The organism is Flavobacterium sp. SM15 (genome assembly GCF_022012335.1).
GTDB lineage: Bacteria > Bacteroidota > Bacteroidia > Flavobacteriales > Flavobacteriaceae > Flavobacterium.
This window is the reverse complement of record NZ_JAKLTO010000002.1, coordinates 363,929-390,384: the sequence shown is the minus strand read 5'-3', so window position 1 is coordinate 390,384 and position 26,456 is coordinate 363,929. Positions and strand designations below refer to the sequence as shown.

The 26,456-nt window shown below is 36.1% G+C and carries 24 protein-coding genes and 2 tRNA genes; 18 read left to right on the top strand and 8 right to left on the bottom strand.

Annotated features, from left to right (window positions below; all coding sequences use genetic code 11):
• Nucleotides 1–3 precede the first annotated feature (3 nt).
• From LZZ90_RS04665 to clpX, 5 genes are all read left to right on the top strand, one after another.
• Nucleotides 4–1,536, top strand: a complete 1,533-nt coding sequence (locus LZZ90_RS04665) for a G-D-S-L family lipolytic protein (protein ID WP_237789521.1) — start codon at nucleotides 4–6, stop codon at nucleotides 1,534–1,536.
• A gap of 72 nt (nucleotides 1,537–1,608) precedes the next feature.
• Entirely contained in the window at nucleotides 1,609–1,950 is a 342-nt protein-coding gene (locus tag LZZ90_RS04660) for a phage holin family protein (RefSeq protein WP_237789520.1), read from the top strand.
• A 101-nt stretch (nucleotides 1,951–2,051) separates the two neighbouring features.
• A complete protein-coding gene (tig, locus tag LZZ90_RS04655; RefSeq protein ID WP_237789519.1) occupies nucleotides 2,052–3,377 on the top strand; it encodes a trigger factor in 1,326 nt (441 codons plus the stop codon).
• An 85-nt stretch (nucleotides 3,378–3,462) separates the two neighbouring features.
• Nucleotides 3,463–4,125: an ATP-dependent Clp endopeptidase proteolytic subunit ClpP gene (clpP, locus tag LZZ90_RS04650; protein ID WP_237789518.1), complete on the top strand. Its 663-nt coding sequence runs from the start codon at nucleotides 3,463–3,465 to the stop codon at nucleotides 4,123–4,125.
• Between the two features lie 48 nt (nucleotides 4,126–4,173).
• A complete protein-coding gene (gene clpX / locus LZZ90_RS04645) occupies nucleotides 4,174–5,406 on the top strand; it encodes an ATP-dependent Clp protease ATP-binding subunit ClpX (protein ID WP_237789517.1) in 1,233 nt (410 codons plus the stop codon).
• A 37-nt stretch (nucleotides 5,407–5,443) separates the two neighbouring features.
• Here the strand turns inward: clpX and LZZ90_RS04640 are convergent, their stop codons facing one another.
• The 3 genes from LZZ90_RS04640 to LZZ90_RS04635 are packed head-to-tail and all read right to left on the bottom strand — an operon-like array spanning nucleotide 5,444 to nucleotide 7,552.
• On the bottom strand, nucleotides 5,444–5,785 hold the full coding sequence (locus tag LZZ90_RS04640) for a hypothetical protein (RefSeq protein ID WP_237789516.1): 342 nt from the start codon (nucleotides 5,783–5,785) through the stop codon (nucleotides 5,444–5,446).
• Between the two features lie 59 nt (nucleotides 5,786–5,844).
• Entirely contained in the window at nucleotides 5,845–5,973 is a 129-nt protein-coding gene (locus tag LZZ90_RS14065; RefSeq protein WP_255702318.1) for a hypothetical protein, read from the bottom strand.
• Between the two features lie 4 nt (nucleotides 5,974–5,977).
• Nucleotides 5,978–7,552: an OmpA family protein gene (locus LZZ90_RS04635; RefSeq protein ID WP_237789515.1), complete on the bottom strand. Its 1,575-nt coding sequence runs from the start codon at nucleotides 7,550–7,552 to the stop codon at nucleotides 5,978–5,980.
• Nucleotides 7,553–8,002: 450 nt separating this feature from the next.
• On the opposite strand from LZZ90_RS04635, the gene LZZ90_RS04630 reads away from it, so the two are divergent.
• From LZZ90_RS04630 to LZZ90_RS04600, 7 genes are all read left to right on the top strand, one after another.
• Entirely contained in the window at nucleotides 8,003–9,343 is a 1,341-nt protein-coding gene (locus tag LZZ90_RS04630; RefSeq protein ID WP_237789514.1) for a phage integrase SAM-like domain-containing protein, read from the top strand.
• A gap of 37 nt (nucleotides 9,344–9,380) precedes the next feature.
• The gene (locus LZZ90_RS04625) at nucleotides 9,381–10,148 is read left to right on the top strand and encodes a DUF2013 domain-containing protein (protein ID WP_237789513.1); all 768 of its coding nucleotides are present in this window, start codon (nucleotides 9,381–9,383) and stop codon (nucleotides 10,146–10,148) included.
• Nucleotides 10,149–10,240: 92 nt separating this feature from the next.
• Nucleotides 10,241–10,519 (top strand): helix-turn-helix domain-containing protein, encoded by a 279-nt coding sequence (locus LZZ90_RS04620; protein WP_237789512.1) that lies wholly within the window; start codon nucleotides 10,241–10,243, stop codon nucleotides 10,517–10,519.
• Nucleotides 10,520–10,935: 416 nt separating this feature from the next.
• On the top strand, nucleotides 10,936–11,928 hold the full coding sequence (locus LZZ90_RS04615; RefSeq protein ID WP_237789511.1) for a hypothetical protein: 993 nt from the start codon (nucleotides 10,936–10,938) through the stop codon (nucleotides 11,926–11,928).
• A gap of 34 nt (nucleotides 11,929–11,962) precedes the next feature.
• Entirely contained in the window at nucleotides 11,963–12,613 is a 651-nt protein-coding gene (locus LZZ90_RS04610) for a hypothetical protein (protein WP_237789510.1), read from the top strand.
• Between the two features lie 327 nt (nucleotides 12,614–12,940).
• Entirely contained in the window at nucleotides 12,941–13,201 is a 261-nt protein-coding gene (locus LZZ90_RS04605; protein WP_237789509.1) for a hypothetical protein, read from the top strand.
• Nucleotides 13,202–13,335: 134 nt separating this feature from the next.
• On the top strand, nucleotides 13,336–13,698 hold the full coding sequence (locus tag LZZ90_RS04600) for a BRCT domain-containing protein (protein ID WP_237789508.1): 363 nt from the start codon (nucleotides 13,336–13,338) through the stop codon (nucleotides 13,696–13,698).
• A gap of 101 nt (nucleotides 13,699–13,799) precedes the next feature.
• Here LZZ90_RS04600 and LZZ90_RS04595 read toward each other — a convergent pair.
• The 3 genes from LZZ90_RS04595 to mutS form a co-directional block, all read right to left on the bottom strand.
• A tRNA-Leu gene (locus LZZ90_RS04595) sits at nucleotides 13,800–13,884 on the bottom strand.
• 16 nt (nucleotides 13,885–13,900) lie between these two features.
• A tRNA-Gly gene (locus tag LZZ90_RS04590) sits at nucleotides 13,901–13,973 on the bottom strand.
• A gap of 140 nt (nucleotides 13,974–14,113) precedes the next feature.
• A complete protein-coding gene (gene mutS / locus LZZ90_RS04585; protein WP_237789507.1) occupies nucleotides 14,114–16,720 on the bottom strand; it encodes a DNA mismatch repair protein MutS in 2,607 nt (868 codons plus the stop codon).
• 146 nt (nucleotides 16,721–16,866) lie between these two features.
• Between mutS and LZZ90_RS04580 the strand changes: the two genes are divergently transcribed.
• From LZZ90_RS04580 to LZZ90_RS04570, 3 genes are all read left to right on the top strand, one after another.
• On the top strand, nucleotides 16,867–17,361 hold the full coding sequence (locus LZZ90_RS04580) for a DUF1573 domain-containing protein (RefSeq protein ID WP_237789506.1): 495 nt from the start codon (nucleotides 16,867–16,869) through the stop codon (nucleotides 17,359–17,361).
• Between the two features lie 70 nt (nucleotides 17,362–17,431).
• A complete protein-coding gene (locus tag LZZ90_RS04575; protein ID WP_237789505.1) occupies nucleotides 17,432–17,962 on the top strand; it encodes an RNA methyltransferase in 531 nt (176 codons plus the stop codon).
• A gap of 2 nt (nucleotides 17,963–17,964) precedes the next feature.
• Nucleotides 17,965–18,141 (top strand): hypothetical protein, encoded by a 177-nt coding sequence (locus tag LZZ90_RS04570; RefSeq protein WP_237789504.1) that lies wholly within the window; start codon nucleotides 17,965–17,967, stop codon nucleotides 18,139–18,141.
• Here the strand turns inward: LZZ90_RS04570 and folK are convergent, their stop codons facing one another.
• A complete protein-coding gene (folK, locus tag LZZ90_RS04565; protein WP_237789503.1) occupies nucleotides 18,142–19,272 on the bottom strand; it encodes a 2-amino-4-hydroxy-6-hydroxymethyldihydropteridine diphosphokinase in 1,131 nt (376 codons plus the stop codon).
• A gap of 126 nt (nucleotides 19,273–19,398) precedes the next feature.
• Here folK and sppA point away from each other — a divergent pair, with 126 nt between their 5' ends.
• Nucleotides 19,399–21,162, top strand: coding sequence for a signal peptide peptidase SppA (gene sppA, locus LZZ90_RS04560; RefSeq protein ID WP_237789502.1), 1,764 nt, complete (start codon nucleotides 19,399–19,401; stop codon nucleotides 21,160–21,162).
• Between the two features lie 103 nt (nucleotides 21,163–21,265).
• On the top strand, nucleotides 21,266–23,890 hold the full coding sequence (locus LZZ90_RS04555) for an AsmA-like C-terminal region-containing protein (RefSeq protein WP_237789501.1): 2,625 nt from the start codon (nucleotides 21,266–21,268) through the stop codon (nucleotides 23,888–23,890).
• Nucleotides 23,891–23,919: 29 nt separating this feature from the next.
• On the opposite strand, the gene LZZ90_RS04550 is transcribed toward LZZ90_RS04555, so the two are convergent.
• Complete coding sequence (locus LZZ90_RS04550) at nucleotides 23,920–24,717, bottom strand: DUF2797 domain-containing protein (protein ID WP_237789500.1); 798 nt, start codon at nucleotides 24,715–24,717, stop codon at nucleotides 23,920–23,922.
• A 103-nt stretch (nucleotides 24,718–24,820) separates the two neighbouring features.
• On the opposite strand from LZZ90_RS04550, the gene LZZ90_RS04545 reads away from it, so the two are divergent.
• Nucleotides 24,821–26,347, top strand: coding sequence for a GH3 auxin-responsive promoter family protein (locus LZZ90_RS04545; RefSeq protein ID WP_237789499.1), 1,527 nt, complete (start codon nucleotides 24,821–24,823; stop codon nucleotides 26,345–26,347).
• The last annotated feature ends 109 nt before the right edge of the window (nucleotides 26,348–26,456 follow it).

Sequence of the window (26,456 nt, the reverse complement as noted above, 5' to 3'; positions counted from 1 at the left end):
ACGATGAAAAATAAATTTATATACTTAGCTGTTTTGGCAGCGCTTGGGTTTGCTTCGTGTGAGCCTGAATTTGATAATGAAGTAAGTAATGCGAGTTATTCTGCAGGTGAAGCTGACTTCTCCAGATATGTGGCTGTTGGAAATTCATTGACTGCAGGTTATATGGATGGTACGGTTTCAAGACTAAGTCAGGCTAATTCCTATCCAAGTATTCTAGCCAAGCAATTTGCTTTAGTTGGTGGTGGTGAATTTACTCAGCCCGACTACTCAAGCGATGTAAATAATATTGGTGGTTTGAATGTTGGTGGAAATCCATTTGGTTTGACAAGGTATGTTTTTGATGCTACGGAAAGACGTCCGGAAAGAGCAGCGGGAACTGTTACTTTGGATGTGGTTCCTCTTCAGGCTAAGGCCTATAATAATATGGGGGTTCCTGGTGCTAAAACGTTCCATTTGTTGTATAATGGTTATGGAAATTTAACCAATCTTTCAACAACGCCGCCAACTGCAAATCCTTATTTTGTTAGACATGCAGTAACTCCAACTTCAACAGTTTTGGGTGATGCAATGTCTAAAAACCCTACGTTCTTTACCAACTGGATTGGAAGTAATGACGTGTTGCTTTATGCTTTAGATGGTGCAGATGCTACTGTAAGCGGGCAGTTTATTACACCAGCTCAAATGTTTAAAGATTCGTATGATGTAATCATCGGAACTTTAAGCGGGAATGGGGCTGGAGCAAAAGGTGTTGTAGCTACAATTCCTGATGTGACCTCTATTCCTTATTTTACAACGGTTCCTTATAAGCCTGTAAGTGCAGCGGCTATTAATGCTAATCCGCAAGCACCTTTATTGGTTGGTTTGTATCAGTTTTTAGCAGTAGCGACTAGTGGTAGAATTGCTCCATTAAGTACTGCTGCAGGAACTTCAAATCCGGTAATTATTAACGATGAAACATTACCAGACTTAAGTGCTCAAATTTCGGCTTATGCGGCTGGATCTGGAAATCCGCTTTTGGTTTCTAATGCTGCGGCTTTAGGTCAGATTTATGGAAGAGCAAGACAAACAACATCAAACGATATGCTTGTATTGCCATCTTCATCGGTTATTGGAACTCCTAGTGGATCTGCACCTGCTCCTTTTAATATCAATGGTTTGACACTTCCGTTGGGTGACCGATTTGTGTTGATCCCTTCTGAAAAAGATGCTATTGCGGCAGCAACTCTTGATTTTAATAACTATATCAAAGGAAAAGCAACTTTGTATAATTTAGCATTGGCAGACATGAATGCGATTATGCAGCAACTTACAACAGGATTGAAGGTTGAAGATGGTCAAGTATATACAGCTAACTATTTTAATGGTACAAATATTAGTTCTGTATTGTTCTCCTTAGATGGTATTCATCCAAATTCTAAAGGTTATGCAGTTATTGCTAATGAAATCATCAAAGTAATTAATTCGCATTATAAGTCGAAACTTCCGCTTGTATCTGCGTCAAATTACCCTGGGATTACGATTGTTCCTAGTAACTAAAAAAATAATTGTTATTTTAAAAGCGCTGAATTTTCAGCGCTTTTTTTATTTTTACCAAATAAATAATTGTATATGAAAAACTTGCTTATTCGTCTTTTGATTACGACAATATTAATTGTGGTATTGTCACATTTTCTTCCGGGTATTCATGTGGATACTATTAAGGCTGCATTAATTGTTGCTGTAGTTTTAGGTTTGTTGAATACTTTTTTGAAGCCGATTTTGGTTTTTTTTACCCTGCCAATTACCTTTTTTACATTAGGCTTGTTTCTTTTGGTAATTAATGCAGGGATGGTGTTACTTGCTGATTATCTGATTGATGAGTTCCGGATCGATTCTTTTGTAAATGCATTTGTGTTTAGTGTTGTTCTTTCGTTAAGTCAGTGGTTTTTGAATCTTTTTGTGAAAGATTAATTTTTTTTAAGAGTATTGAAATACAATAAGTTAAAAACTTGGTTGGGTTGTAAAAATTCTATAATTTTGCAACCCAATTTTAGTATGTAAAAAATAAAATAATGAATATTACAAGAAACAACGTAGATGCGTTAAATGCAGTTGTGACTGTTGAAGTTACAAAAGATGATTATGCAGGTCAGGTAGAAAAAGTATTGGCTGATTACCGTAAAAATGCTAGTATTCCGGGATTCCGTAAAGGAGCAGTACCTATGAGTTTGATTAAAAAACAATACGGTAAAGCAGTTTTGTTGGATGAGGTGAATAAGTTGTTACAAAATTCATTAAACAATTATTTGGTTGAAGAGAAATTGGATATCTTAGGAAACCCACTTCCAAAAGTGACTGAAGATTTCGATTGGGATACTGACAATTACAAATTCGAATTCGAATTAGGATTGGCTCCTGAGTTTTCTGTGGATTTGACTGCTAAAAACAAAATTTCAAAATACACTATCGTTGCTGATGACGCTATGATTGATGAGCAGGTAGAGCGTATTCAGAAGCAATTCGGGAAATTGATTTCTAAAGAAAAAGTGGAAGAAGGTGATGATTTAAGAGGGACATTCTCTAACGAAGAGGCCGGAATCAACAATACGGTGAACATTAATTTGGACACTTTCAAAAGAAAAACCGACATCAAAAAATTCATCGGTAAAAAAGTTGGTGATGTAGTTACTGTTGGAACTAAAGGGTTATTCGATGACGATCACAAATTAATGGATTACTTAAAAGTGGATCACGATGGGGTTCATGGTTTAGATATCGAGGTAAGCTTCACTATCGAAGAAATCAATACTTCTGAAAAAGCGGAATTAAACCAAGAGTTGTTCGATAAATTATTCGGAGCTGGAAACGTAACTTCAGTAGAAGAATTAAAAGGGAAAATCAAAGAAGATGCTGAGCAGCAATTCGCAACTCAGGCGGATCAGAAATTCTTAAACGATGTGACAGAGTTCTTGATCGAGAACACTAAATTCGACTTACCTTCAGAGTTCTTGAAAAAATGGATCCAAACCGTAGGTGAGAACCCATTAAGCCCAGAGCAAGCTGAGGAAGAGTACGCTAAATCTGAAAATGGTTTACGTTACCAGTTGATCGAAGGAAAAGTAATCACCGAGAACAACCTTCAAATTACTTTCGAAGATTTAAAAGCCTACACTTCTACATTAATCAAAAAACAAATGGCTCAGTTCGGACAAATGGATCCAACAGATGCTGATGTTGAGAATATTGTGGCTAGAGTAATGTCTAACCAGGAGGAAGTTAAACGCCTTTCTGAACAGGTAATGAGCGAGAAAATGCTAAACCTTTTCAAAGAAAAAGTTTCTGCTAAAGCAAAAGAAGTTTCTTACCAAGACTTTATTAAAGAAATGTACGGAGAATAATTTCTCGTAAAAAATAAGTATATTTGAACGTCAGACCATTTAGTCTGGCGTTTTTTTATAACTTACAAACTAAAAGATTTACTATATGAACTACGGAAAAGAATTTAAAAAATATGCCACGAAGCATCACGGAGTAAACAGCATGTACTACGATAAAATCGTTGGAAGTATGACTCCTTATATTATTGAAGAGCGTCAGTTGAATGTCGCTTCCATGGATGTTTTTTCCCGTTTGATGATGGACCGCATCATCTTTTTGGGGACAGGAGTGGATGACTATGTGGCAAACATTATCCAGGCGCAGCTGTTGTTTTTAGAAAGTGTAGATGCTTCTAAAGATATCAGCATTTATATCAATTCTCCTGGAGGAAGTGTGTATGCTGGATTAGGAATTTATGATACCATGCAATTTGTAAAACCCGATGTTGCTACAATTTGTACCGGAATGGCAGCTTCCATGGGAGCAGTATTGCTTTGTGCGGGCGCAGACGGAAAACGTTCGGCTTTACCACATTCCCGTGTGATGATTCATCAGCCTTCAGGTGGAGCGCAAGGAGTTGCAACCGATATGGAAATCAACTTAAAGGAAATGTTGAAATTGAAAGAAGAGTTGTACCAAATCATCTCTAATCATTCAAAACAACCGTACGATAAGGTATACAAAGACAGTGAAAGAGATTACTGGATGATTGCTGCCGAAGCAAAAGAATACGGTATGATTGATGAGGTGTTGACAAGAAATAAATAAGAAATGAGGTGTTTGGAAAGTGTTCCAGACAGGAAAAGTGAGTGAGATATGGCTAAGGAAGTATTAGAGTGTTCATTTTGCGGAAGAAGAAAGCCGGAAACGAATCTGCTTATAGCAGGAATCAATGCACACATTTGTGATAAGTGTATTGAACAAGCACATGGAATTGTGTTGGAGGAGTTAAAGCAAAGCGGTAATTCAAGCTTGCTTGCGGATTTGGTGTTAAGCAAACCAAAAGAAATTCGTGCCTTTTTAGATCAATATGTAATCGGCCAGGAGCAAACCAAAAAAGTTCTGGCGGTTGCGGTTTATAACCACTACAAACGTTTGCTTCAAAAACAGGTTGACGATGAGGTAGAAATTGAAAAGAGTAACATCATCATGGTAGGTCAAACCGGTACCGGAAAAACGTTGGTGGCCAAAACCATTGCTAAAATGTTGAACGTTCCCTTGGCAATCGTGGATGCGACCGTTTTAACAGAAGCAGGTTATGTTGGGGAAGATGTTGAAAGTATTTTGACCCGTTTATTACAGGCGGCAGACTACGATGTGGCAAAAGCGGAACGCGGAATTGTTTTTATTGACGAGATTGATAAAATTGCCCGTAAGAGTGACAATCCTTCCATTACACGAGATGTGTCCGGAGAAGGCGTGCAGCAGGCTTTGTTGAAGCTCTTGGAAGGTACGGTTGTAAATGTTCCGCCTAAAGGAGGAAGAAAACATCCGGATCAGAAGTTTGTAGAAGTCAATACTCAAAATATTTTGTTTATTGCCGGTGGTGCTTTTGATGGTATCGATCGTGTGATTTCCAAACGTTTAAACCGTCAGGCGGTGGGTTATGGTTCTTCGAAAAGTGCCGATAACATCGACAAGGATAATTTGTTGCAGTACATCATTCCAAAGGACATCAAAGACTTTGGTTTGATTCCGGAAATTATTGGACGTTTGCCGGTATTAACCCATATGGATCCGTTAGATAGAGCGACTTTAAGAGCAATTTTAACCGAACCAAAAAACGCGTTGGTAAAACAGTATAAGAAATTGTTTGCCATGGACGATGTTGAGTTTTCCATGACCGATGATGCGTTAGATTTTATTGTAGAGAAAGCTTTGGAATACAAATTAGGTGCCCGTGGATTGCGTTCGCTTTGTGAGGCAATTTTAACCGATGCCATGTATGATTTGCCAAGTTCGGATGAGAAAGAGCTAATTATTGATAAAGATTACGCAGAACATTCGTTAAGCAAAAATTTATTGCAGCGTTTACAGGCTGCTTCATAAAATAAAATCCCGACTGGTTCGGGATTTTTTTATGTGGTTAATCGAATAAAATTTCCTGTGAAAAATCTAAAACTTCCGAAGCGGAAAATTTGGTCGTGATTTCATCCAGTCCTTTGGCTAAAAGCAGCTCAGTGGTGAATTTTCTGCTGATACCATGAATGTGTCCTTTGTGAATCATTTTGAAGAAAAACTTTCCTGCAGGGGTTTTGAATTTTAGAAATGAAACCTGTTCGATGCGTTCCTTTAAAAAGATAATGTCTTGCTCGCAGGCTTCCTTGTCTTTATAGCTTTGGCTTGTAAGTAAGGTTTTTCCTTTTCGGGAATTGTATTCGAATTTGAATAAACCGTTTTCTTTTTTACTAATTGAAAATGTTCCCATGGCGTTTTTTTAAGGATTGCAAAAATATAAAAGTCCCGAAATATTTCGGGACTTTTTATTTAGGCTACACGATGTGTTTCTTTGTTTTTTGTGGAATTGTGTTTTACATATCGGGCTTTACAACTCCATCCGCTTGAGCAAGACGCTAAAGAAAGGGCAATGGCGCTTACTGCAACTAATTTTCTCATGATGTTATTTGATTAAGAATTCGATTCTTCTGTTTTTAGCATCTTCTTCTGTAGTACAATTTGTTCCGCAGTTGAATTTCAATTGCGTTTTTCCATATCCTTTAGATTCTAAACGCTCTTTTGCAATTCCTTTTTTAACAAGGTATTGATAAGCAGAAGCGGCACGTTTTTCAGATAGGTTCATGTTGTATGTGTCTGAACCTTTAGAATCGGTGTGTGCGTTGATGGTGATCTTCATTTCAGGATTAGAATTCAACACTTCGATGATTTTGTTAAGTGAAAGCTCAGACTCTTTTTTAACGGTTGCTTTGTTGAAATCGAAATAGATGTTTTCAATGACGATAGCGTTGTCAATGATTTCTGCTTTGGTTTGATCAAGCGCAATTGTTTTGTTGTAGTTGTTGTTGCCGCTTCCCCAAGCGTTGAAAATAATGGTGTTAAGATTGTAGCCTTCTTTTTCGGTTACAATAGTGTATTGTGTTAAAGGTGCTACTTCTAAAGCAATTCTTCCGTTTTCGTTTGTTGTCGTTGTTTTAACGGCATTTCCAAACTCGTCCGTGATGATAACTTTTGCATTTGGTAAAGCGGTTTGTGTTTGAGTTTCAACTACAATTGCATCAAGTTTTTGCTCTAGTTCAACCAATTCAAATTTGTATACATTGAAATCCTGAACATCAGAATTTTTGTTTGAAGAGATATAACCTCTTGTTTTGCTGGCTAAGATAAAAGCTACCTCGTCGTTAGTGGTGTTTAAAGTGCTTCCCATGTTTACACGGTTAACAATTGCATTGTTTGTTAATGAAGCTCTGAAAATATCATATCCACCAAATGTTTCGTGCCCTTTTGAAGAGAAGTAAACGTATTTTTTTTCGGCTGACGTGTATGGGTATTTTTCATCTGCAGAAGAATTTACCGTTGGACCCAAGTTTACCGGGTTGGTTAAAGTTCCGTCTGCAAGTACATCAGCTACATAAATATCAAAACCACCAAAACCACCTGGCATTTCAGATGCGAAGTACAATTTAGTTCCTTCTGCATTCATTGAAGGAGTTTCTACAGAATAAGCACCGTTGATGTCTAATTTCTGAAGATCTTTCCAGTATCCTTTTACTTCAAGGTCTAAAGAAGCTTTGAATAATTCGTACTGGTTAGGGTTTTCGGCTTTTGCTCTTGTTAAGTAAATCGTTTTTTGGTTAGGAGAAAATGCTACTCCTCCTTCGTTGGTTTCTGAATCCAAAAGTCTTGAAAAAACGATTGGGTAAGAAAGATTTCCGTATTTGTCTACGTTTGCGCAAAAAAGGTTGTTGTTGGCAGTATTGCTGGTTGTCTCTACGGTAACTTTTGCAAAACCTCTTTTCTTGTTGGATAAAATAAGGTATTTGTCCATGAAGAAAGTCGAACCTACTTCTGAAAGTTCAGAGTTGATTCCTGAATCATGAGTAATGAAATTCAATCCGGAAGTTTCTACTGCAACTTTGTTGATTTTTTTGTTATCAGTTTTTATGCTTTGACCTCCTTGGGCTAGAGTTGAAAAAGAAACAGTAATTAGGGAAACAAGGGTTAGAACTAGTGTTCTCATTTTGTGTTTTGTTTTGGTTTTTAAATGATTTACTTACAATACTTTAAAATCGAGTGCAAAATTACTCCTTATATTATACAATCATTAAAAAATCGTTAAACTGCACAAAAACTCGTTAAAGTGTAATTTAACAAAACACTTAGATTTTTTTATAAATATAACAGTTGTTGAATGAAAAGTCTTAAAAACAAAAAAGCCTTAAACAATTTGTTTAAGGCTTTGTACTCAAGGCGGGACTTGAAACTATTCGATTTTATGTTTTTGTATAAACGTTGTAATTGTGTGTAAAATGCTTCTTAAAGCCTTTATTTTCTATAGTTTTTAATTTTTTTGGTTTGTTTCATTAGTTGAATAAAAACTAATGAAATTGAATAATGTTTGGCAAATGTTTGGCAAATGTTTGGCAAGTTTTAAAAAAGCCTTATTTTTGAATTGTTCAAAGTTCAAATTATGGCAAGTGTAAATTTTAGATTAAGAAGTAACGCAAATAAAAACGTTGCTATTAAGGTTTATTTATCTTTTGGAAGAAACAACCTTATTGAGTTAAATACCGGTTTTACAATTAACCCGAAAGACTGGAGCGATAAAACGAATCTGCCCAAACAAAATACAGATGAAAATAAAAAGCTCTTTAATAGTCTAAAAAAACTATCCAGCTATATTTTTGACAATCTTAATGAAGACCTTTCAAAAAGTGTTTTAATCGATAAATTTTGGTTACAAAGTCAAATCGATAAATGTTTTGAAAGAGTAGAAAAAACCGATTCAGGTTTGTTGAAAAACCATATTCAGTATATTATTGATAACGCAAACACTCGAAAAGTATCAGGTCGCTCAAAAATCGGAATTTCAGAAAGTAGAGTTAAAGGTTATGAAACTTTTAAAAAAGTAATTGAAGACTACGAAAAAAACGCACTAAAGAAACAAATACACTTCTTAGATATTAATAAAACCTTTGTTGATAAGTTTACTAATTGGCTAATCAACAAAAAAAACTATTCCAAAAATTACGCCGGTAAACAAATTGATAATTTAAAAACGGTTTGTTTGGACGCTGAAAAAACGGAAATACAAATAAATCCTTATGTAAAGCAAATGCAAGGCTTTACAGAAACAAATGAGGAGCGTTTTATCGTTACCCTTTCTTTTGAGGAATTAGAGAAAATTAGAACCAGTGATAAAATTACAAATGAAGCGCATGTAAACGCTCGAAAATGGATTTTAATTGGTTGTGAAATTGGACAGCGTGGCGGGGACTTACTTAATATCACAAAGGATAATATTAGGTACAAAGGGGGGCGTATGTACCTGGATTTAATCCAACAAAAAACAAAAAAATCGGTAACAATTGGGATAATAAACCCACATATAATTGATATTTTAGAAAACGAATTTCCTTATAAAGTGAGTTCACAAAAACTAAACGAACATATTAAAAAGGTTTGTGAACTTGCGGAGATTAACGAAATAGTTGAGGGTAAAAAATTAAACCCAAATGCAAAAAAAGAAAATCCCGAAAGTATGCGTAAAATTAGGGACTTTTACCCAAAATGGGAACTTGTGACCTCGCATAGTTTTAGACGCTCATTTGCTACTAATTATTACAAAAAAATACCAACAGCCGTATTAATTGGAATAACTGGACACAGTAAAGAAAGTTTGTTTCTTGACTATATTAATAAAAGTGAAGACAAAGACGCAAACGCAGACCTTTTTATGCAGTTTTACGAACAATTAAACAAAGACAAAGCACCCGAATTAAAAGTCGTTAAAAACGGCACAAACAACTAAAAAAAAGCATTGTTTTAATTAAGTAAATCCGATCAAAATGGAAAACAAAATATATACTACAATTGGCATTATGAATTCAGAAAAGTGGAAACAACTTAAATCTTATTTTGATTTTTATAACTCAATTTATGAATATTTAGACCGCTCAGAACCAAAAGAAAAGACAATAAGTAATTTGCAAACTTTATGTTTTGATATTAATACAGTTCTAAACAGCACTATTGATTATTTGCAATTAAAAGAAAATCAAAATATAATCAATACAAAAAAGCGGAAAATTTACATTTACTCAAAGGACTTAAATATTTTATTAGATAAGTGTGTTAATGAATTAAAATCTTTAGGCTCAAATACCTTAATTGATTATGATAAATTTTACTTTGAGCACTTGGAATTAATGCCAGAAAAAAACAAAGAAACTTCTATTTATGCCTATGAGATTGAACAGGAGTTTAGAGAGAACGTAAAAATAGAAAAAGAAACCAAAGTCAATAACCGGAAAAAAGATAAAACAAAAGAAAACTGGTTTATAATTGGGGTTAAATTTGCTACTGGAGAAATACAAGAAATGTTGAGAGAAAACGAGCCTCCAAAAATTGCTGAGTTATTAGGCAACAAAGATGGATATAGGCCTTATATAACCCAAACTCTAAGCGTTATAAAAAAGGATTCAAAATCAAAAGACAAAAATATCTACTTAAGAAAAAAAGAAGATATTGAGCTAATTTTAGAATATTGCAAAAAAAATAATTTTGAAGTTTGTCAAGATTTTAAAGAGAAAATAAAGTGTATTATAACTGATTAGATAATCAGTACTAAAACAGTACGGTACTGCAATAGAGTACCAACGAAATAGTAAAATCTTTGCCGAAGTATCAACAATTAAATATTTCGAATATGCAAAGTGTACAGATGATTAACATTTCGCCCGAACAACTACAAAGCGAAATCACAAAAGGCGTAAAAGCTCACTTAGATGAGTTCCTAAAGGAATTCAAACCAAAATCCCCCGAAGATTATCTTTCTAGGTCGGAGGTCGCAAAGATGCTCAAAATTGACATCTCAAGTCTACACAATTGGACTAAAAAAGGAAAATTAAAGTCATATGGCATTGGAGGCCGGGTGTTTTATAAGCGCTCTGACATTGAAGCCGCCTTAATTCCTTTAAACGGCTAAAAATTAACTTTTTGAATTATTAAACTTAGTATTTGAATTAAAAAAGGGCGTAATGTCATCACGCCCTTTTTATTGTTCAAAGTTCGTTTTCACGTTGGCATTGTAAAAACTTCTACAAATATACTCTTTTGGTTGATTTCGTAAAAATATTAGTAACTGGCGTTTGTCCTATTGAATTAGAACAAAATCCCTATTTAGATTTTTATGATAAAATCAATTTACAAACTGGACAAATTAGAACCGTAAACAGAAACGGTAAAAAAACAACGCCATACAAAAACGCATTTTACAAAGGTTTAGAATTTAGAATTTACGATACGGGAACAATTACAATAAGTGGAAGTTTGCATAAATACTGGAACGCCGGAGCGCACAACTATAACGATTTTGATTTTAAGGCTTTTTTATTGGTTTTAATGGACTTTCAAAGAAAGTTTAATATTGATTCAGGCAACTGTATTTTAAAGTGTTTAGAAGTAGGAATAAATATTAACCCAATAATTGAAACAAACGAAATTATTGAGAGCTGCTTACTTCATAAAACAAAACCGTTTGAATATCAAAAAAACTCATTTGAGGGTAAATATAAACAAGTCGTACACTCGCAATACATTGTAAAACTGTATAACAAAGCATTACAATACAATTCCAGAGGGTTTAATATTTTAAATGATGTAATGCGTTTTGAAATAAAATATACCAAAATGGAAAAACTTAAAAAGTTTGGTATTGAAACGCTTAAAGATATAAGTACAACAAAATTGCAAGCATTTAAAAGAGAATTGTTAAACGAGTGGCAAAATGTACTTTTTTTTGATAACACTACCCGAATTGACAATTTATGTAAAAACTCGCAAAAGGAAGCATTATTAAAATATTCAAATCCGATTTTTTGGACTGGTTTAGTAGAAAATAATCAAAATGAAAATTTCAAATACCATAAAAAGCAATTGCAGAAACTCATTTTATCAAACTCAAAAAACATAAAAAGAGTAACATCTGAAATAATGAGTAAAAAGATAGATTTTCTAATTGGTACGACTACCCAAAATGACCGTTTAATTATAGCGTCAAAAAAGGTAGTTTCTAATTCAGAAAATGAGTTTCAAAAAGATTGTGTTTGTGTGGTTACCGGAATTAATATTTCGATGCAAAAAAAAGGGAGTTTGTTGCTAAGTCATACAGGACTAAAATACTATTTCAAAAATGATAAAAAAGTATTTGAGCAAATCAAAAGAAGGTATTTGTCTAAACGTTGGCATAATTCAGATTTTGAAAAGCAAGTTAAAGAGATTGCTCACAACATCAGAAATGCAAATTCAAATCAAAGAATAAAGCAAGTTAAACTCTATCCGGCAAGTCAGTTAAATATGTTTGCTTCTGGTTTTGTAAGTGAGGTGTTGTATTGATTAAACAATTATTAACAATTAAAATTTATTAAGAATGGAAAGAAAATTAATTTCCCGCAATGAAACCGCAATTAAAAAGAGTGTAAACCGTTTGAATGAGTTTACAAATGAATTAACATCGCTAATTGAGGCCTATAATGATTTAAATATAGGGCAATACAGTAATGAGGTCTTTAAATCACAATTAACGGCAAAGGGAGAAAATGAGGCGATGATTTATTTAGGCTTGGAAAAGGAACGACTTAAAAAGGCCGGTATTACAAATGATATTTCTATTGAGGGAATTTTGAAAAATCATAAGCCTACTTTACAGGAATACAAAGACCGCATTAAAGAAGTTTTAGAAAAAAGTAAAGATCCGGTTGTTTTGGATTTATCGCTTTTGGAGTATAACAATGACAAATTTGTTTTGCCAAAAAAATCAATTGAATCAATAACAGAAATGCATTGTATTTATGCAAACGGAAAAGAAGAGATTGAAATAATTGAGTATGCTGAAAAGTTAATAAACGATTTCAATCTTTTGAAGTTGAAAATTGAAAAATATGCAGGGCGTGAATTAAACGGATATTTCAAAGTGCAAGATTTTGTTTTTAGTTCATTAATTGGCCAGTCATCAAGTGACAACAGTATGCTGATAAGAACAGATTCGGTAGACAATCTTAAAAAACTTAAAAGAGGATAGAGTAAAAAAAGTTAAAGGGACTGAAGAATAAAAAACTTCAGTTCTTTTTAAGTTATTACTAACTCAAAACAAAGCGATTTAAGAGCGTTCTATTTAAAATGTGTTTCAGGGTATAAAAAATAAAAAAGGTACTGTAAAAGGGCTTGAAATGTACGGTAGAATGTTGCGTCCCGCGGTAAACGTATGCTTGACCATTTTTTTAGACTGTCACGGCTGAAATTGTCACGTTTTGATATTTAAGGCTTTGCGCTTATTTTAAAAGGGATTAAAAAGAAGTTGTAAAAGTTGCAGTTAGTTGCAATGAATTAATAATTAATAATTGATATAATGGCACAATACACAACAAAAGAGTTTTCTATACTGACAGGTGAAAGTGAAGCAACGATAAGAAAGCATATTGAAAGAGGTAAGCTTGTAAGGAACGTAAAAGGGTTTATAGATGAAGAGAATCCGATTAATTTAGTTTATATAAGGTCGGTTGCTCATGGTTTAGGAATAACACCCCGATATTTTAGAAATTCTAATAATGAAATTGTATTGATAAATATCAATTTGTACCCACCTGAAGAGGTAGTGCATTTGAGGTAATTTATTGATTTAAGAGCCATAATAGAAAAATCTGTTATGGCTTTTTTTATTGCCAAAGTGCAAAAATGCACTAAGACTTTTGGACTTACAATGTAATGTAAATTATTTTATATTTGATTATCAATAATTTAAATATGATTCTATCAAATAAACTTTTGAGTATTCTGAAATCTAAAACAGAATTAACCGAAACGGAAATTGAAAACCTTACAGAAAAAAAAGGCTGGGAAATTGTTTATTCTCTAAAGCAGAAGAAAGAGCCTAAAATTGAAATTTGTTTTACTGGTTACAATCCAAGCGAAAAAGAACAATTGACAAAAATTGCAATTGAAAAAGGATTTCATATTGCTAAAAGTATAACAGTTAATTTGAATTTTTTGTGTTGTGGCTCAAATGCCGGAGAAGTAAAAATACAAAAGGCGAAAGAGCAAAACGCAATATTGCTTTCTACTGATGAATTTTATAATCTTGTTGAAACTGGGGAAGTGCCTTTGTAGAAAAAAAACAATGTTTTTGTAAATGTTTGGCAATGGTTTGGCAAGTCTAAAAAAGAAAAACCGTAACAGTTTAAAAATAAACGTGTTACGGTTTTTTCAAGTACTCAAGGCGGGACTTGAACCCGCACGGACATAATGTCCACTGGATTTTAAGTCCAGCGTGTCTACCAATTCCACCACTCGAGCATTTATATTGGTATTGAGCGAAAAACGGGGTTCGAACCCGCGACCTCAACCTTGGCAAGGTTGCGCTCTACCAACTGAGCTATTTTCGCATTATCAATTTGTCAAATGAACTGCACTACTTTCGTATTGCGAGTGCAAATGTAACACATAAATTTAATTTCGCAAGAGTTTCAAATGAAAAAAATAAAACTTTTTTTTAATTGTTTGATATCCTTGAATTTACAAATGTTTATTTTTTGCTTAACATGCGTTTGATTTCGTTCAATTTCATCAAAGCCTCTACCGGAGTGAGGGTGTTGATGTCTAAATTCACGATTTCTTCCTTGATTTCTTCCAATAGCGGATCGTCCATATTGAAAAAACTCAACTGCATTTCATCTTTGTCGGCTTTAATTCCGGTCATAGCTTCGCTTGAATGGTCTTTTTCAAGCTTTTTTAAAATCTTTTGTGCTTTTAGTATAACCGTTTGAGGCATCCCGGCCATTTTCGCCACATGGATACCAAAACTGTGTGCGCTTCCGCCTTTTACCAATTTACGAATGAACAAAACATTGTCTTTGAGTTCTTTCACCGAAACGTTAAAGTTCTGGATGCGCTCAAAAGTGGTTTCCATTTCGTTTAATTCATGATAATGGGTGGCAAAAAGCGTTTTGGGTTTGTTTGGATGCTCGTGCAAATATTCCGCAATCGACCACGCAATGGAAATTCCGTCATAAGTTGAGGTTCCACGGCCGATTTCATCCAAAAGCACCAGACTTCTATCCGAAATGTTGTTCAAAATCGAGGCCGTTTCGTTCATTTCCACCATAAAGGTCGATTCGCCCATTGAAATGTTGTCACTGGCGCCTACACGGGTAAAAATTTTGTCCACGATGCCCATGCGAACGCTTTCTGCAGGAACAAAACTTCCCATCTGCGCCAATAAAACAATAAGAGCGGTCTGTCTTAAAATCGCCGATTTACCCGACATGTTTGGCCCGGTAATCATAATGATTTGTTGTACGGCATTATCCAGAAAAACATCGTTTGCAATATAGGGAACGCCAACCGGAAGTTGTTTTTCAATTACCGGATGACGTCCGTTTATAATGTCTAAATCGAACGATTCATCAATTTCGGGTTTTATATAGTTGTTTTCGATGGCCAATTGGGTAAAAGAGCTAAGGCAATCCAACTGTGCTATTAAATTTGCATTTAACTGTACCGGTTTGATGTATAAGGCAATCCAAAGTACCAATTCTTCAAATAATTCAGATTCCAGTTTGTGAATTTTTTCTTCGGCACCTAAAATTTTAGATTCATATTCTTTAAGCTCTTCGGTAATGTAGCGTTCTGCATTCACTAAGGTTTGCTTACGAATCCATTCCGTTGGCACTTTGTCTTTATGGGTGTTTCGGATTTCAATATAGTAACCGAATACGTTGTTGAAGGATATTTTTAAGGAAGGGATGCCTGTTTTTGCACTTTCGCGCTCTTCCATGGCCTCCAGGTATTCTTTTCCGGAAAAGGCAATGCTTCTTAATTCATCTAATTCGGGATGAATTCCTTTTGCAATAGCATTTCCTTTGTTGATGGAAACGGGCGCGTCCGGATTTAAAGTCGTTTTGATTTTTTCACGCAACAAGTCGCAGGAATGTAAGCTGTCTCCGATGGTTTTTAACGCTTCGTTTGAACTTTCCAAAGCAGCTTCTTTGATTGGAATCACCGCATCTAATGAATTGCACAAATACACAATCTCGCGTGGACTTACTTTTCCAGTAGCAATTTTCGAAATCAAACGCTCCAAATCGGAAATCTGCTTGATTTGGTACTGCATTTTGTGTAAAACCTCCTGATTTTCTTTCAAATAATCCACCACTTCATGACGTCCTTGGATTTTCTTGGTGTCTTTTAAAGGAAGTGCGAGCCAACGCTTGAGTAATCGTGCTCCCATTGGGGAAAGCGTGCGGTCAATTACATCCAATAAAGTAACTGCATTTGGGTTGTAACTGTGGTAGAGTTCTAAATTGCGAATCGTAAACTTGTCCATCCAAACGTATGCGTCTTCGGCTATACGGTGAATGTTGGTAATGTGTTGTATTTTATTGTGTTGGGTTTCGGATAAATAGTAAAGAATTGCTCCGGATGCAATAATGCCTTCTTGTAATTCTTCAATCCCGAATCCTTTTAAAGAATTGGTCTGGAAGTGATTGGTCAGGCTTTCAAAGGCATAGTCTTCTTTGTAAATCCAGTCTTCTAAATAAAAAGAATGAAAATCTTCTCCGAACTGCTCTTTAAATTGATTTTTAAAATGTTTCTGAACCAAAACCTCGCTCGGACCAAAGTTCTGCAGTAATTTGTCGATGTATTCTTGATTACCTTGTGCGGTCAAAAATTCACCGGTGGAAACATCCAAAAATGAAATTCCAATCAGTTTTTTTCCAAAATGAACCGAGGCTAAAAAGTTATTCGATTTTGAACTTAAAACTTCGTCGTTTAGAGCTACTCCGGGAGTAACTAATTCTGTAACTCCTCTTTTTACGATGGTTTTGGTCATTTTCGGATCTTCTAACTGATCGCAAATAGCCACGCGAAGACCAGCTTTTACCAATTTAGGTAAATAAGTATTTAAGGAATGATGAGGAAATCCCGCCAAAGCCGTTTCAGAATCCGAACCCGCGCCGCGTTTGGTAAGGGTAATGCCCAGAATTCCGGCAGCGCGAACCGCATCTTCACCAAAAGTTTCATAAAAATCACCTACGCGAAAAAGCAAACAAGCATCGGGATATTTGTTTTTTATCTCGTTGTATTGTTTCATTAACGGTGTTTCTTTCGGCGCTTTTTCTTTTGCTGACATGCTGATTGGTTTATTTGCAAATATACAGGAAGACTTTGTTTGTGAAAATTAGTCTTAAAAATTAATTAAAAAATAAAGTGGTATGGTTTTTGAAAATCTTTTTTTAATAGATTTGCTTTCTCAAACGTTTTAAAAAACAAAGAATTATGAAAAAAATATTATTATTAAGCGCGCTTTTCGTTTTTGGAATCACAACCGTAAGTGCACAAGAAACTCCGACTAAAGTAAAAACGGAAGTTAAAAAATCTAAAAAAGCTGCTAAAAAAGCGGTAGCTAAAGGAGTTGAAGGTCCAGGGATGGTTTTCGAAAACGAAACTATCGACTACGGAACAATCGATCAGGATGCTAACGGACAAAGAGAATTTGTACTTGTTAATAACGGAAACAAACCGTTAATCATTATGAATGCTCAAGGTTCTTGTGGTTGTACAGTGCCTACGTTCCCTAAAGAGCCAATTGCTCCAGGAGCAAAAGCAGTTATTGGTGTAAAATACGATACGCACAGAACTGGTGTTTTCATGAAAACAGTTACATTAACTACTAACGCTTCAGAAACTCCAAAAGTGTTAACGATCAAAGGAGATGTTAAGCCACTTCCTGTAAAAGCTGAACCAGTAAAAGTGCAAGAAGTAAAAAGCTGATTTTTAGCCTTAAAATAATTCAGAAGCCTCTAAAATGTTTAATTTTGGGGGCTTTTTTTAATGCACAACCATGAGAAAACTGGCCAACAGCGAATTAGATCGCAAAAATATAGACGAATTCAAACAGGCAAGCAAAACGCCTTTAATTTTAGTGTTAGACGATATCCGAAGCCTGCACAACATCGGTTCGGTATTTCGTACCTCGGATGCCTTTCTTGTTGAAAAAATTTACTTGTGCGGAATTACGGCTACTCCACCCAATAAAGAAATTCACAAAACCGCTTTAGGTGCTACCGATACGGTAACTTGGGAATATGCGAAAGATGTGTTGGAGGTGATCAATAACCTAAAACAAGATAAGGTTGCGGTTTATGCCATCGAACAGGTGGAAAATTCTATCATGTTGAATGATTTTCAGGTAGAAGCCAATCAGAGATATGCACTTGTTTTTGGAAATGAAGTAAAAGGAGTGGCTCAACAAGCCATTCATTTATGTGATGGTGTGATTGAAATTCCGCAGTTGGGGACTAAGCATTCCCTGAATATTTCGGTAAGTGCCGGAATTGTGGTGTGGGATTTGTTTCAGAAAATTCAAAACTAACGATGAAAATTCAACAAAAACTTCTTTTGTTTTTAGGTTTGCTTTCGTTTTTTGTACTTCTGGTTACGCTTATGGATTGGTGCGAAGAAAATCCGTTAAAAGACCACAAACTTACAGCAGGAATACAGTTTATGGTTGTATCTGGCTTTGTTCGTCAAGCATTTTCAAAGAAGAAATAACTACTGTTGTTTTTGGATTAATTCCAAGATTCTCAGATAATCACTTTGCTGGGTTACAAAATCCATATCGGAAACATCAATAATTAAGATGTTTAAGTCGGTTTGTGTTTTGATGTAATCCAAATATCCTTGATTGATTTTCTCTAAATATTCCGCCGGTATTTCTTGTTCGTAGGAACGTCCACGCTGGCGAATCTGCTCCAGCAAACGCTCCGTGTTTTGGTATAAGTACACGTACAAATCCGGTTTAGGCATTTCTTTATAAATAATGTCGAAAAGCGTTTTGTACAATCTAAATTCGTCTTCAGCCAAAGTGACTTTTGCAAAAATCAGTGACTTGAAAATGTGGTAATCCGCCACCACGAAATCCTTGAACAAGTCGAACTGCGCCAAATCGTCGGCCAATTGCTGGTAACGGTCGGCTAAAAAAGACATTTCCAAAGGGAAGGCGTAACGGTTCTGGTCTTTATAGAATTTCGGCAAAAACGGATTGTCGGCAAAACGTTCCAAAACCAATTTGGCATTGAAATCTTCGGATATTTTAGTGGATAACGTGGTTTTTCCGGCGCCGATGTTTCCTTCAATAGCGATGTAATTGTAACGGTGTAAGTCGAATTCAGCCAAAGGAGCAATCAGTTTTCCGGCAATTTTACATTCGCTTTTGTCTGAAGTAGCTTCAATTAATTCAGCAACCGACTTTCCATAACGTGGATGAATCCAATCGGTGTGTAAATCCTGCATCGGTAATAATACAAATAATCGGTTTTCCATCTGTGGATGCGGGATGTGAAGTGTTTCGGTTTCAAAACATTCTTCATTAAAAGCCACGATGTCGATGTCGATTAGCCTTGCCTGATAGCCATTTTGTGCTCCACGCACTCTTCCTAGCTCCTTTTCGGCTTCCAGAATTTTGTATAGAACTGTCTCAGCCGAAAATCCGGTATGAAGCAAAAGGGCACAATTGTAAAAAGCATCACTTTCAAAACCCCAGGAAGGCGATTCATAGGCTTGGGAAATCCGAACAACCGTTCCTATGTTTTTATGAATCAAGGCAATTGCATTCTGGAGATTTTCCAAGCGATTTCCCTGATTGCTTCCTAATGATAAAACGACCTGATGTTGCATGCTCATACGGCAAAGTAACTAAAAGAATTTTAAATTTTTCGGAATGTTGATAAGTTCTTAAGGTGTGATTTTTTTACTGGAACTGTAACAATTTTAACAGTTTTACTACTTATTGAATAAATATAGAATACCATGAGATTTTTAGGAAATGTTTTGGCAACCATAGTAGGGTTGTTCGTTTTTTTTATGATGCTGTTCTTCGGAATGCTGCTTGTTGGTGCCTTGTTTGGAGGGGACGATACGGTTCGGGTAAAGGACAATTCTGTAATTGAGTTGGATTTAAAGGAGGTGGTCAATGATTATGGAGGTCAGTTTAAATTTACTGATTTCGATTATTTTGAAACTAAAAACGATGGGGTTTCCGATGTTTTAAACGCGATTGAAGCCGCAAAAACCGATGATAAGATCAAAGGGATTTCCATTCTGAATAATGAATCCATGATTGGGGTTTCCCAAAGAAGAGCCATCCGAAACAAACTGGAAGAATTTAAGAAAACGGGAAAATTCGTCTATGCGTATTCCAACGCGTATTCTCAACCGGAATATTATCTGAATTCGGTAGCTAATACTATTTACATGAATCCGGTGGGAGAGTTGGAGTTCAAAGGATTGTCTTCGGAAATCCTGTTCTTTAAAGATTTTCAGGAAAAATCCGGCATCAAGATGGAAGTGATCCGTCACGGAAAATACAAAAGTGCTGTCGAACCGTTTTTGGAAAATGAGATGAGCCCGGCCAACAGAGAACAAATGACCGTTTTATTAAATTCAATTTGGGGAACTGTAGTTTCGGATATTGCTAAAAGCAGAAAAATTTCGGTAGACAGTTTGAACTCAATTGCTAATTCTTTGGGTGCGAGAACGCCGGAATTGGCCAAGCAAAAGCATTTAATCGACCGTATTGCTTACGAAGACCAGTACCATAACGATATTCGCAAAGCACTTAAAGTTGAAAAAGACGAAGAATACAATAAGGTAAGTGTTCTGGACTATGCCAAAAAAGTAGCAACTACCGGTAAAGATCATTCTATTAAGGATAAAATTGCGGTGGTTTATGCGCAAGGTGAAATTAAATCCGGCGAAGGGGATGTGGGGTATATCGGAGAAGGTTCGATGCGTCGTGCCATTGAAGAGGCCCGTAACGATAAAAAAGTGAAAGCGGTTGTTTTACGAGTAAATTCTCCTGGAGGAAGCGCATTAACTTCGGAACTGATCTGGAGGGAAATCGAATTGACCAAAAAAGTAAAACCGGTGGTGGTTTCCATGGGGAATTTAGCGGCTTCCGGCGGATATTACATTTCGTGTAATGCCAATACCATTTTTGCCGAACCAAGTACAATTACCGGATCTATTGGGGTTTTCGGAGCGCTTCCAAACTTTAATCCGTTAGCGACCAAATGGGGAATCAACGCCGAACAGGTAAAAACCCATAAAAACGCTTCGGGCTACAGCGTGTTTGAGCCGCTTGATGAGAATTTTAAAAACTATGTTACCGAAAGCATTGAACATATTTATACCACCTTTTTAAAACGCGTTGCTGCAGGAAGAAAAATGACCACCCAGCAGGTAGATGCTATTGCTCAGGGGCGTGTTTGGACGGGAACTGATGCGGTTAAACTTGGCTTGGTAGATAAGTTGGGAGGTATGGATAAGGCTATTACGCATGCGGCAAAATTGGCTAAAATCGACAAATATAGAATTGAGAATTATCCGGAATATGAGAAAACGTTTGAGGATATGCTTCGTGAATTTTCGGGGATTTCCATCTTTCAATCCAGAGAAGCTTTGATTAAAGAAGAACTTGGGGAAGAAAATTATCAGGCATTAGAACAAATTCGTCGTGTGAACCAACGTAAAGGAAATCAGGTGATTATGCCTTTTGAAATTACCATTCGATAAAGATTTAACATAATATTTTTATAGCAAGCCAACTTATTTACGTTTTGTTAAGTAAGTTGGTTTAATTTTTGTAGTAAATTCGTAAGATAAAAGTTAATAAATTATGTTGAAGAAGATTTTAAAGATAACCGGGATTTCTTTGTTGGTGATTATCATTGTTTTAGCCGCCGCTCCCTTTTTGTTTAAAGACAAGATTAAAGAATTGGTTGCCAAAACCATTAACGAAAATCTTGATGCTAAAGTAGCCTTTGAAGACGTTGGTCTGAGTTTGTTTCGAAACTTTCCCAATGCCAGCGTGACCATTGACAAACTGAGCATCATCAATAAAGCGCCTTTTGAGGGTGATACTTTGCTTTATGCAGGAGAAGTAAATTTGAAAATGTCGGTTAAGGAACTTTTCAAAGGAGAAGGCGAGGCCATGAACATTGAAGGGTTTTCTTCCAAAGACGGAGTTGTAAACATCATCTTTAATAAGGATGGAATCGGAAACTTTGACATCGCTTTAAAGGAGGATAAACCGGAACAGCCTTCGGAAAGCAAGCCGTTTGCCATGAACATTCAGAAGTATTCGGTAGAGAATCTTCGTTTTAGATACATCGATGAAAAATCGAAAATCAAAATGGTGATTGATAGCTTAAACCATGAAGGAACCGGAAATTTTGCTGCTGAAAAACTGGATTTAAAAACCAAATCAACGGCTAAATTATCTTTGGACATGGATAAGATGAACTACATGAAAAATGTAGCACTTGATTTAGACGCCGTTTTAGGGATCGATCTAAAGAACCAGAAATACGAGTTTAAGGACAATAAAGCTTTAATTAATCAATTGCCACTTGAGTTTACGGGATTCATTCAAATGGTGGAAAAAGGGCAGGTGTACGATTTGAAATTCAAAACGCCAACGTCCGATTTTAAAAACTTCTTAGGATTGATTCCTGAAGCTTATGCCGGTAATATTAAATCGGTAAAAACAACCGGAGAATTTAAAGTGGACGGAACAGTAAAAGGTGAATTGACCGATACAACCGTTCCGAAATTCAACATTGAAATTGCTTCAAATAACGCCTCGTTCCAATATCCGGACTTGCCGAAATCGGTGCAAAATATTGTGATTGATACCAAAATCATTAACGAAACCGGTCTAATGAACGACACCTATGTGAACTTGGACAAATTATCGTTCCGAATTGATCAGGACGTGTTTAATGCGAAAGCCAACATCAGAAATATTGCTGAAAATGCGCTTGTAAACGCGGAACTAAAAGGGGTAATCAATCTGGCGAATGTGAGTAAAGCGTATCCGGTAAAATTAGACAAACCACTTTCCGGAATCTTAAAAGCCGATGTGGTTACCAAATTCGACATGAAATCGGTGGAAACCAGTCAGTACCAAAACATACAAAACGCGGGAACTATGTCCTTAACCGGATTTAATTATTCGGGGCCGGAAATGGCGAAACCGGTACAGATTTCCCAAGCAGTAGTGGCGTTCAATCCAAACCAAATTCGTTTGAACCAATTGGATATGAAAACCGGGAAATCAGACATCCACGCCTCAGGAACTCTGGATAATTTCTACGGATTTGTGTTCAAGAACCAGATTCTGAAAGCGAATTTCAACATGAATTCAAATCAGTTTTTAGTGTCTGATTTTATGCAGCCGACCACAACTACAACAAAAGAAGGAAGTGCAAAAAAAGAAGCGGTAAAAATTCCTGCCTTTTTGGATTGTGCGGTTACAGCCAAAGCCAACACTGTTGTGTATGACAATTTAACGTTGAAAGATGTTTCCGGAAAAATGATCATCAAAGACGAGGCGGTTACACTTCAGAACATCCAAACCAATATTTTTGACGGGCAGATTGGAGTTGATGGGGTAGTTTCTACTAAAGGAAAAACGCCAACTTTCAAAATGAATTTAGGCTTGAACAAAGTAGATATTTCCAAATCGTTCACACAATTGGATATGTTGAAATCTATTGCACCAATTGCGGGGGTTATTAACGGGAAACTGAACTCAACTATTAAACTTTCAGGAAATCTGGACGCCATGGAAATGACACCGGATCTGAAAACAATTTCAGGGGATTTGTTAGGACAGTTGCTTTCCACTACGGTAAATGCCAATAACTCGCAGTTGCTTTCGTCGTTGGCTTCCAATGTGAAGTTCATCGATGTGAACAAATTGAATTTAAACGATGTGAAAGCGGCCTTGTCGTTCAGTAACGGAAGGGTAAATGTGAAACCTATCGATTTGAAATATCAAGACGTTAAAGTGACTATCGGAGGAACGCACGGTTTTGATCAATCGATGAATTACAACTTAAAATTTGATGTTCCTGCAAAATATTTAGGACCGGAAGTAAGTAAGTTGTTGGCTAAGCTAACTCCTGCGGAACAAGGTAAATTGGAAAATGTTCCGGTAAATGCAACCATGACCGGAAATTTCAAAAGTCCTAAGGTTTCTACAGACATGAAACAAGCAGTTACAAATGTAACAACGCAGCTTATCAAATATCAGAAGGACAAATTGATTAATCAAGGAACGTCTGCTTTGGGTGGATTGTTAGGTGGAACTAAAGGAAATACTTCTGGCGCAACAAAAGATACTGCTAAAACGCAATCGGCACCAACCAAACCAGATATTAAAGGAGCGGCGACCAATGCTATTAAAGATTTATTCGGCAACAAGAAAAAACAGCAGCAACCTGCACAAAACCCATAAAGAAAAAGCCCCAAAAGGGGCTTTTTTTATTATGACAAGTTAATGGATACTACATAACCTTCAAAGGTTCGCACGTTAAATACCGTGCCGTCTTCAAAGAGTAAATATTGTCCCTTAACACCGGATAATTTTCCGGAAAAATTTGGGGTTTTGTCCAGATTCAGGCTGTTTACTTTTTTTGGGTATTCCAAAACAGGATAGCTTAAGTCATATAGCTTTTCAGGAGTTGTGCTGTAATAAGGTTTTACTTCTTCCGGTAAAAGGTTTTCAATTTGGTTTCGTTCGGTAATCAGGTCAACCTGCGGGATTTCGTTTTTCAGCATTTTCTGCCAATTGGTTTTGTCGACAAAGTGGTTTTTTAAAGCAACCTCGGTAATTCCTGCCAAATAACGGTTAGGAACTTCCACTATCGGTACTGCCTGAATTGCTCCCTGATCAATCCAACGGGTTGGGACCTGTGTTTTTCTAGTCACACCAACTTTTACTTCGCTGGATAAGGCCAGATAGACGATATGAGGCTGTAGTTGTACCTTTTTTTCGTACTCTAAATCGCGGTCTTCAATATCTAAATGAGCAGTACTTAATTCGGGTTTCATGATCCAGTCGCCGGCAGCTGCACTACTCATGAAGCAATCATAACAAAAACCCTGACGGAAAATTTTCTTTTTCTTACCGCAGTTCAAACATTGGTAGCCTTGAAAGGTAATTTCCAATTCCTTGTTAAGCAGTTGGTTTAGGTTTAGAAAGCTGTTTTCAAAAACTAAGTAGTACTGAATCGGGTTGGCCAATTCGGTTTCCATTTTTGTGAGTACGCCCTGATATGTCATCGGTTCAATTTTCGGTTTTAAAATGACCAAAAAATTAGTATTTTTGGTTGAGATGTAAAATTATAATTACTATTTTACAATTCATAATTCATACTGATAAAAGATGCCGTTAACCATTATAAATTCAATCGCTTCCTGGATCCTGAAAAAACGAATTCATCAGATGGAATTGTTTTTGAAATATCCCAACGAAGTACAGGAAGAATTGCTTTTCAATCTTTTGCGAACAGCGGAAAATACGGTAGTAGGGAAGAAGCATGAGTTTAGCTCGATTAAAAGCTATAAAACCTTTTCAGAGCGCGTTCCGGTTTCTACGTATGAAGAATTGGAACCAATGATTGAACTTACCCGCAGAGGCGAGCAGAATGTTTTCTGGAACACTCCTATTAAATGGTTTGCCAAATCAAGCGGAACCACTAATGCAAAGAGTAAATTTATTCCCGTGAGTAGTGAGGCGTTGGAGGATTGTCATTACAAAGCCAGTAAGGATTTGTTGTGTTTGTATCTGAATAATAACGAAGAATCGCAATTGTTTACCGGAAAGAGCTTGCGTTTGGGCGGAAGTAAGCAGTTGTATGAAGATAACAATACTTTTTTTGGGGATTTATCGGCGATTTTAATCGGAAACATGCCATTCTGGGCAGAATTTAGTAGTACACCAAGCAATAAAGTGTCCCTGATGAGTGAGTGGGAAACGAAAATCAAGGCGATCATTAATGAAACCCGGGACGAGAACGTGACAAGTTTTGCAGGTGTTCCTTCCTGGATGCTCGTTTTGCTTAATAAGATGCTCGAGGAAACCGGTAAAGAAAATTTATTGGAGATCTGGCCTAATTTAGAGGTGTATTTTCATGGTGGTGTTTCCTTTGAGCCCTATCGTGAACAATATAAAAAACTCTTGCCCAAAGCCGATTTTAAATACTATGAGATTTATAATGCTTCGGAAGGGTTTTTTGCGATTCAGGATTTGAATAATTCAAGTGATTTGCTGTTAATGCTTGACTACGGGATTTTCTACGAATTCATTCCGATGGATACTTTTGGAACCTTGAATCAACGCGTGATTCGTTTAGCGGAAGTGGAATTGAATAAGAATTATGCCGTGGTGATTACCACTAATTCCGGTTTGTGGCGTTATCTTATTGGGGATACGATTCGTTTTACTTCACTTAGTCCTTACCGAGTTCGTGTTACCGGTAGAACAAAGCACCATATAAATGTTTTTGGGGAAGAGTTAATGGTGGAAAACACTGATACTGCTATTGCTAAGGCTTGTCAAATAACTAACGCTGAAGTTGTGGATTATACTGTTGCCCCAATATTTATGGAAGGAAAGGAAAAAGGGGCTCACGAGTGGATGATTGAATTCCGTAAGTATCCGGAAAATATGGAGCAGTTTAGAGAAACGTTAGATGAGGCTTTACAGTCCCTGAATTCGGATTATGAGGCCAAACGTTATAATAACATGACTTTAAATCCTTTGGTGATGAATGTAGCCAGAGAAAACCTTTTTTATGATTGGTTGAAAAATCAGGATAAATTAGGAGGCCAACACAAGATTCCGAGGTTATCGAACCAACGGGACTATCTGGAGCAATTAAAAGCAATGCAATTAACTTCAGTTTTATAGATATGAGAAATAAATTGGTGGTTCTTTTTGTTGTGTGTTTGCTGTTTTCTTGTGGTCCTAAGAGGCTGGGCTGTGGCCCAAATCGTTGCAGTGTTGAGAAAATAAGTAA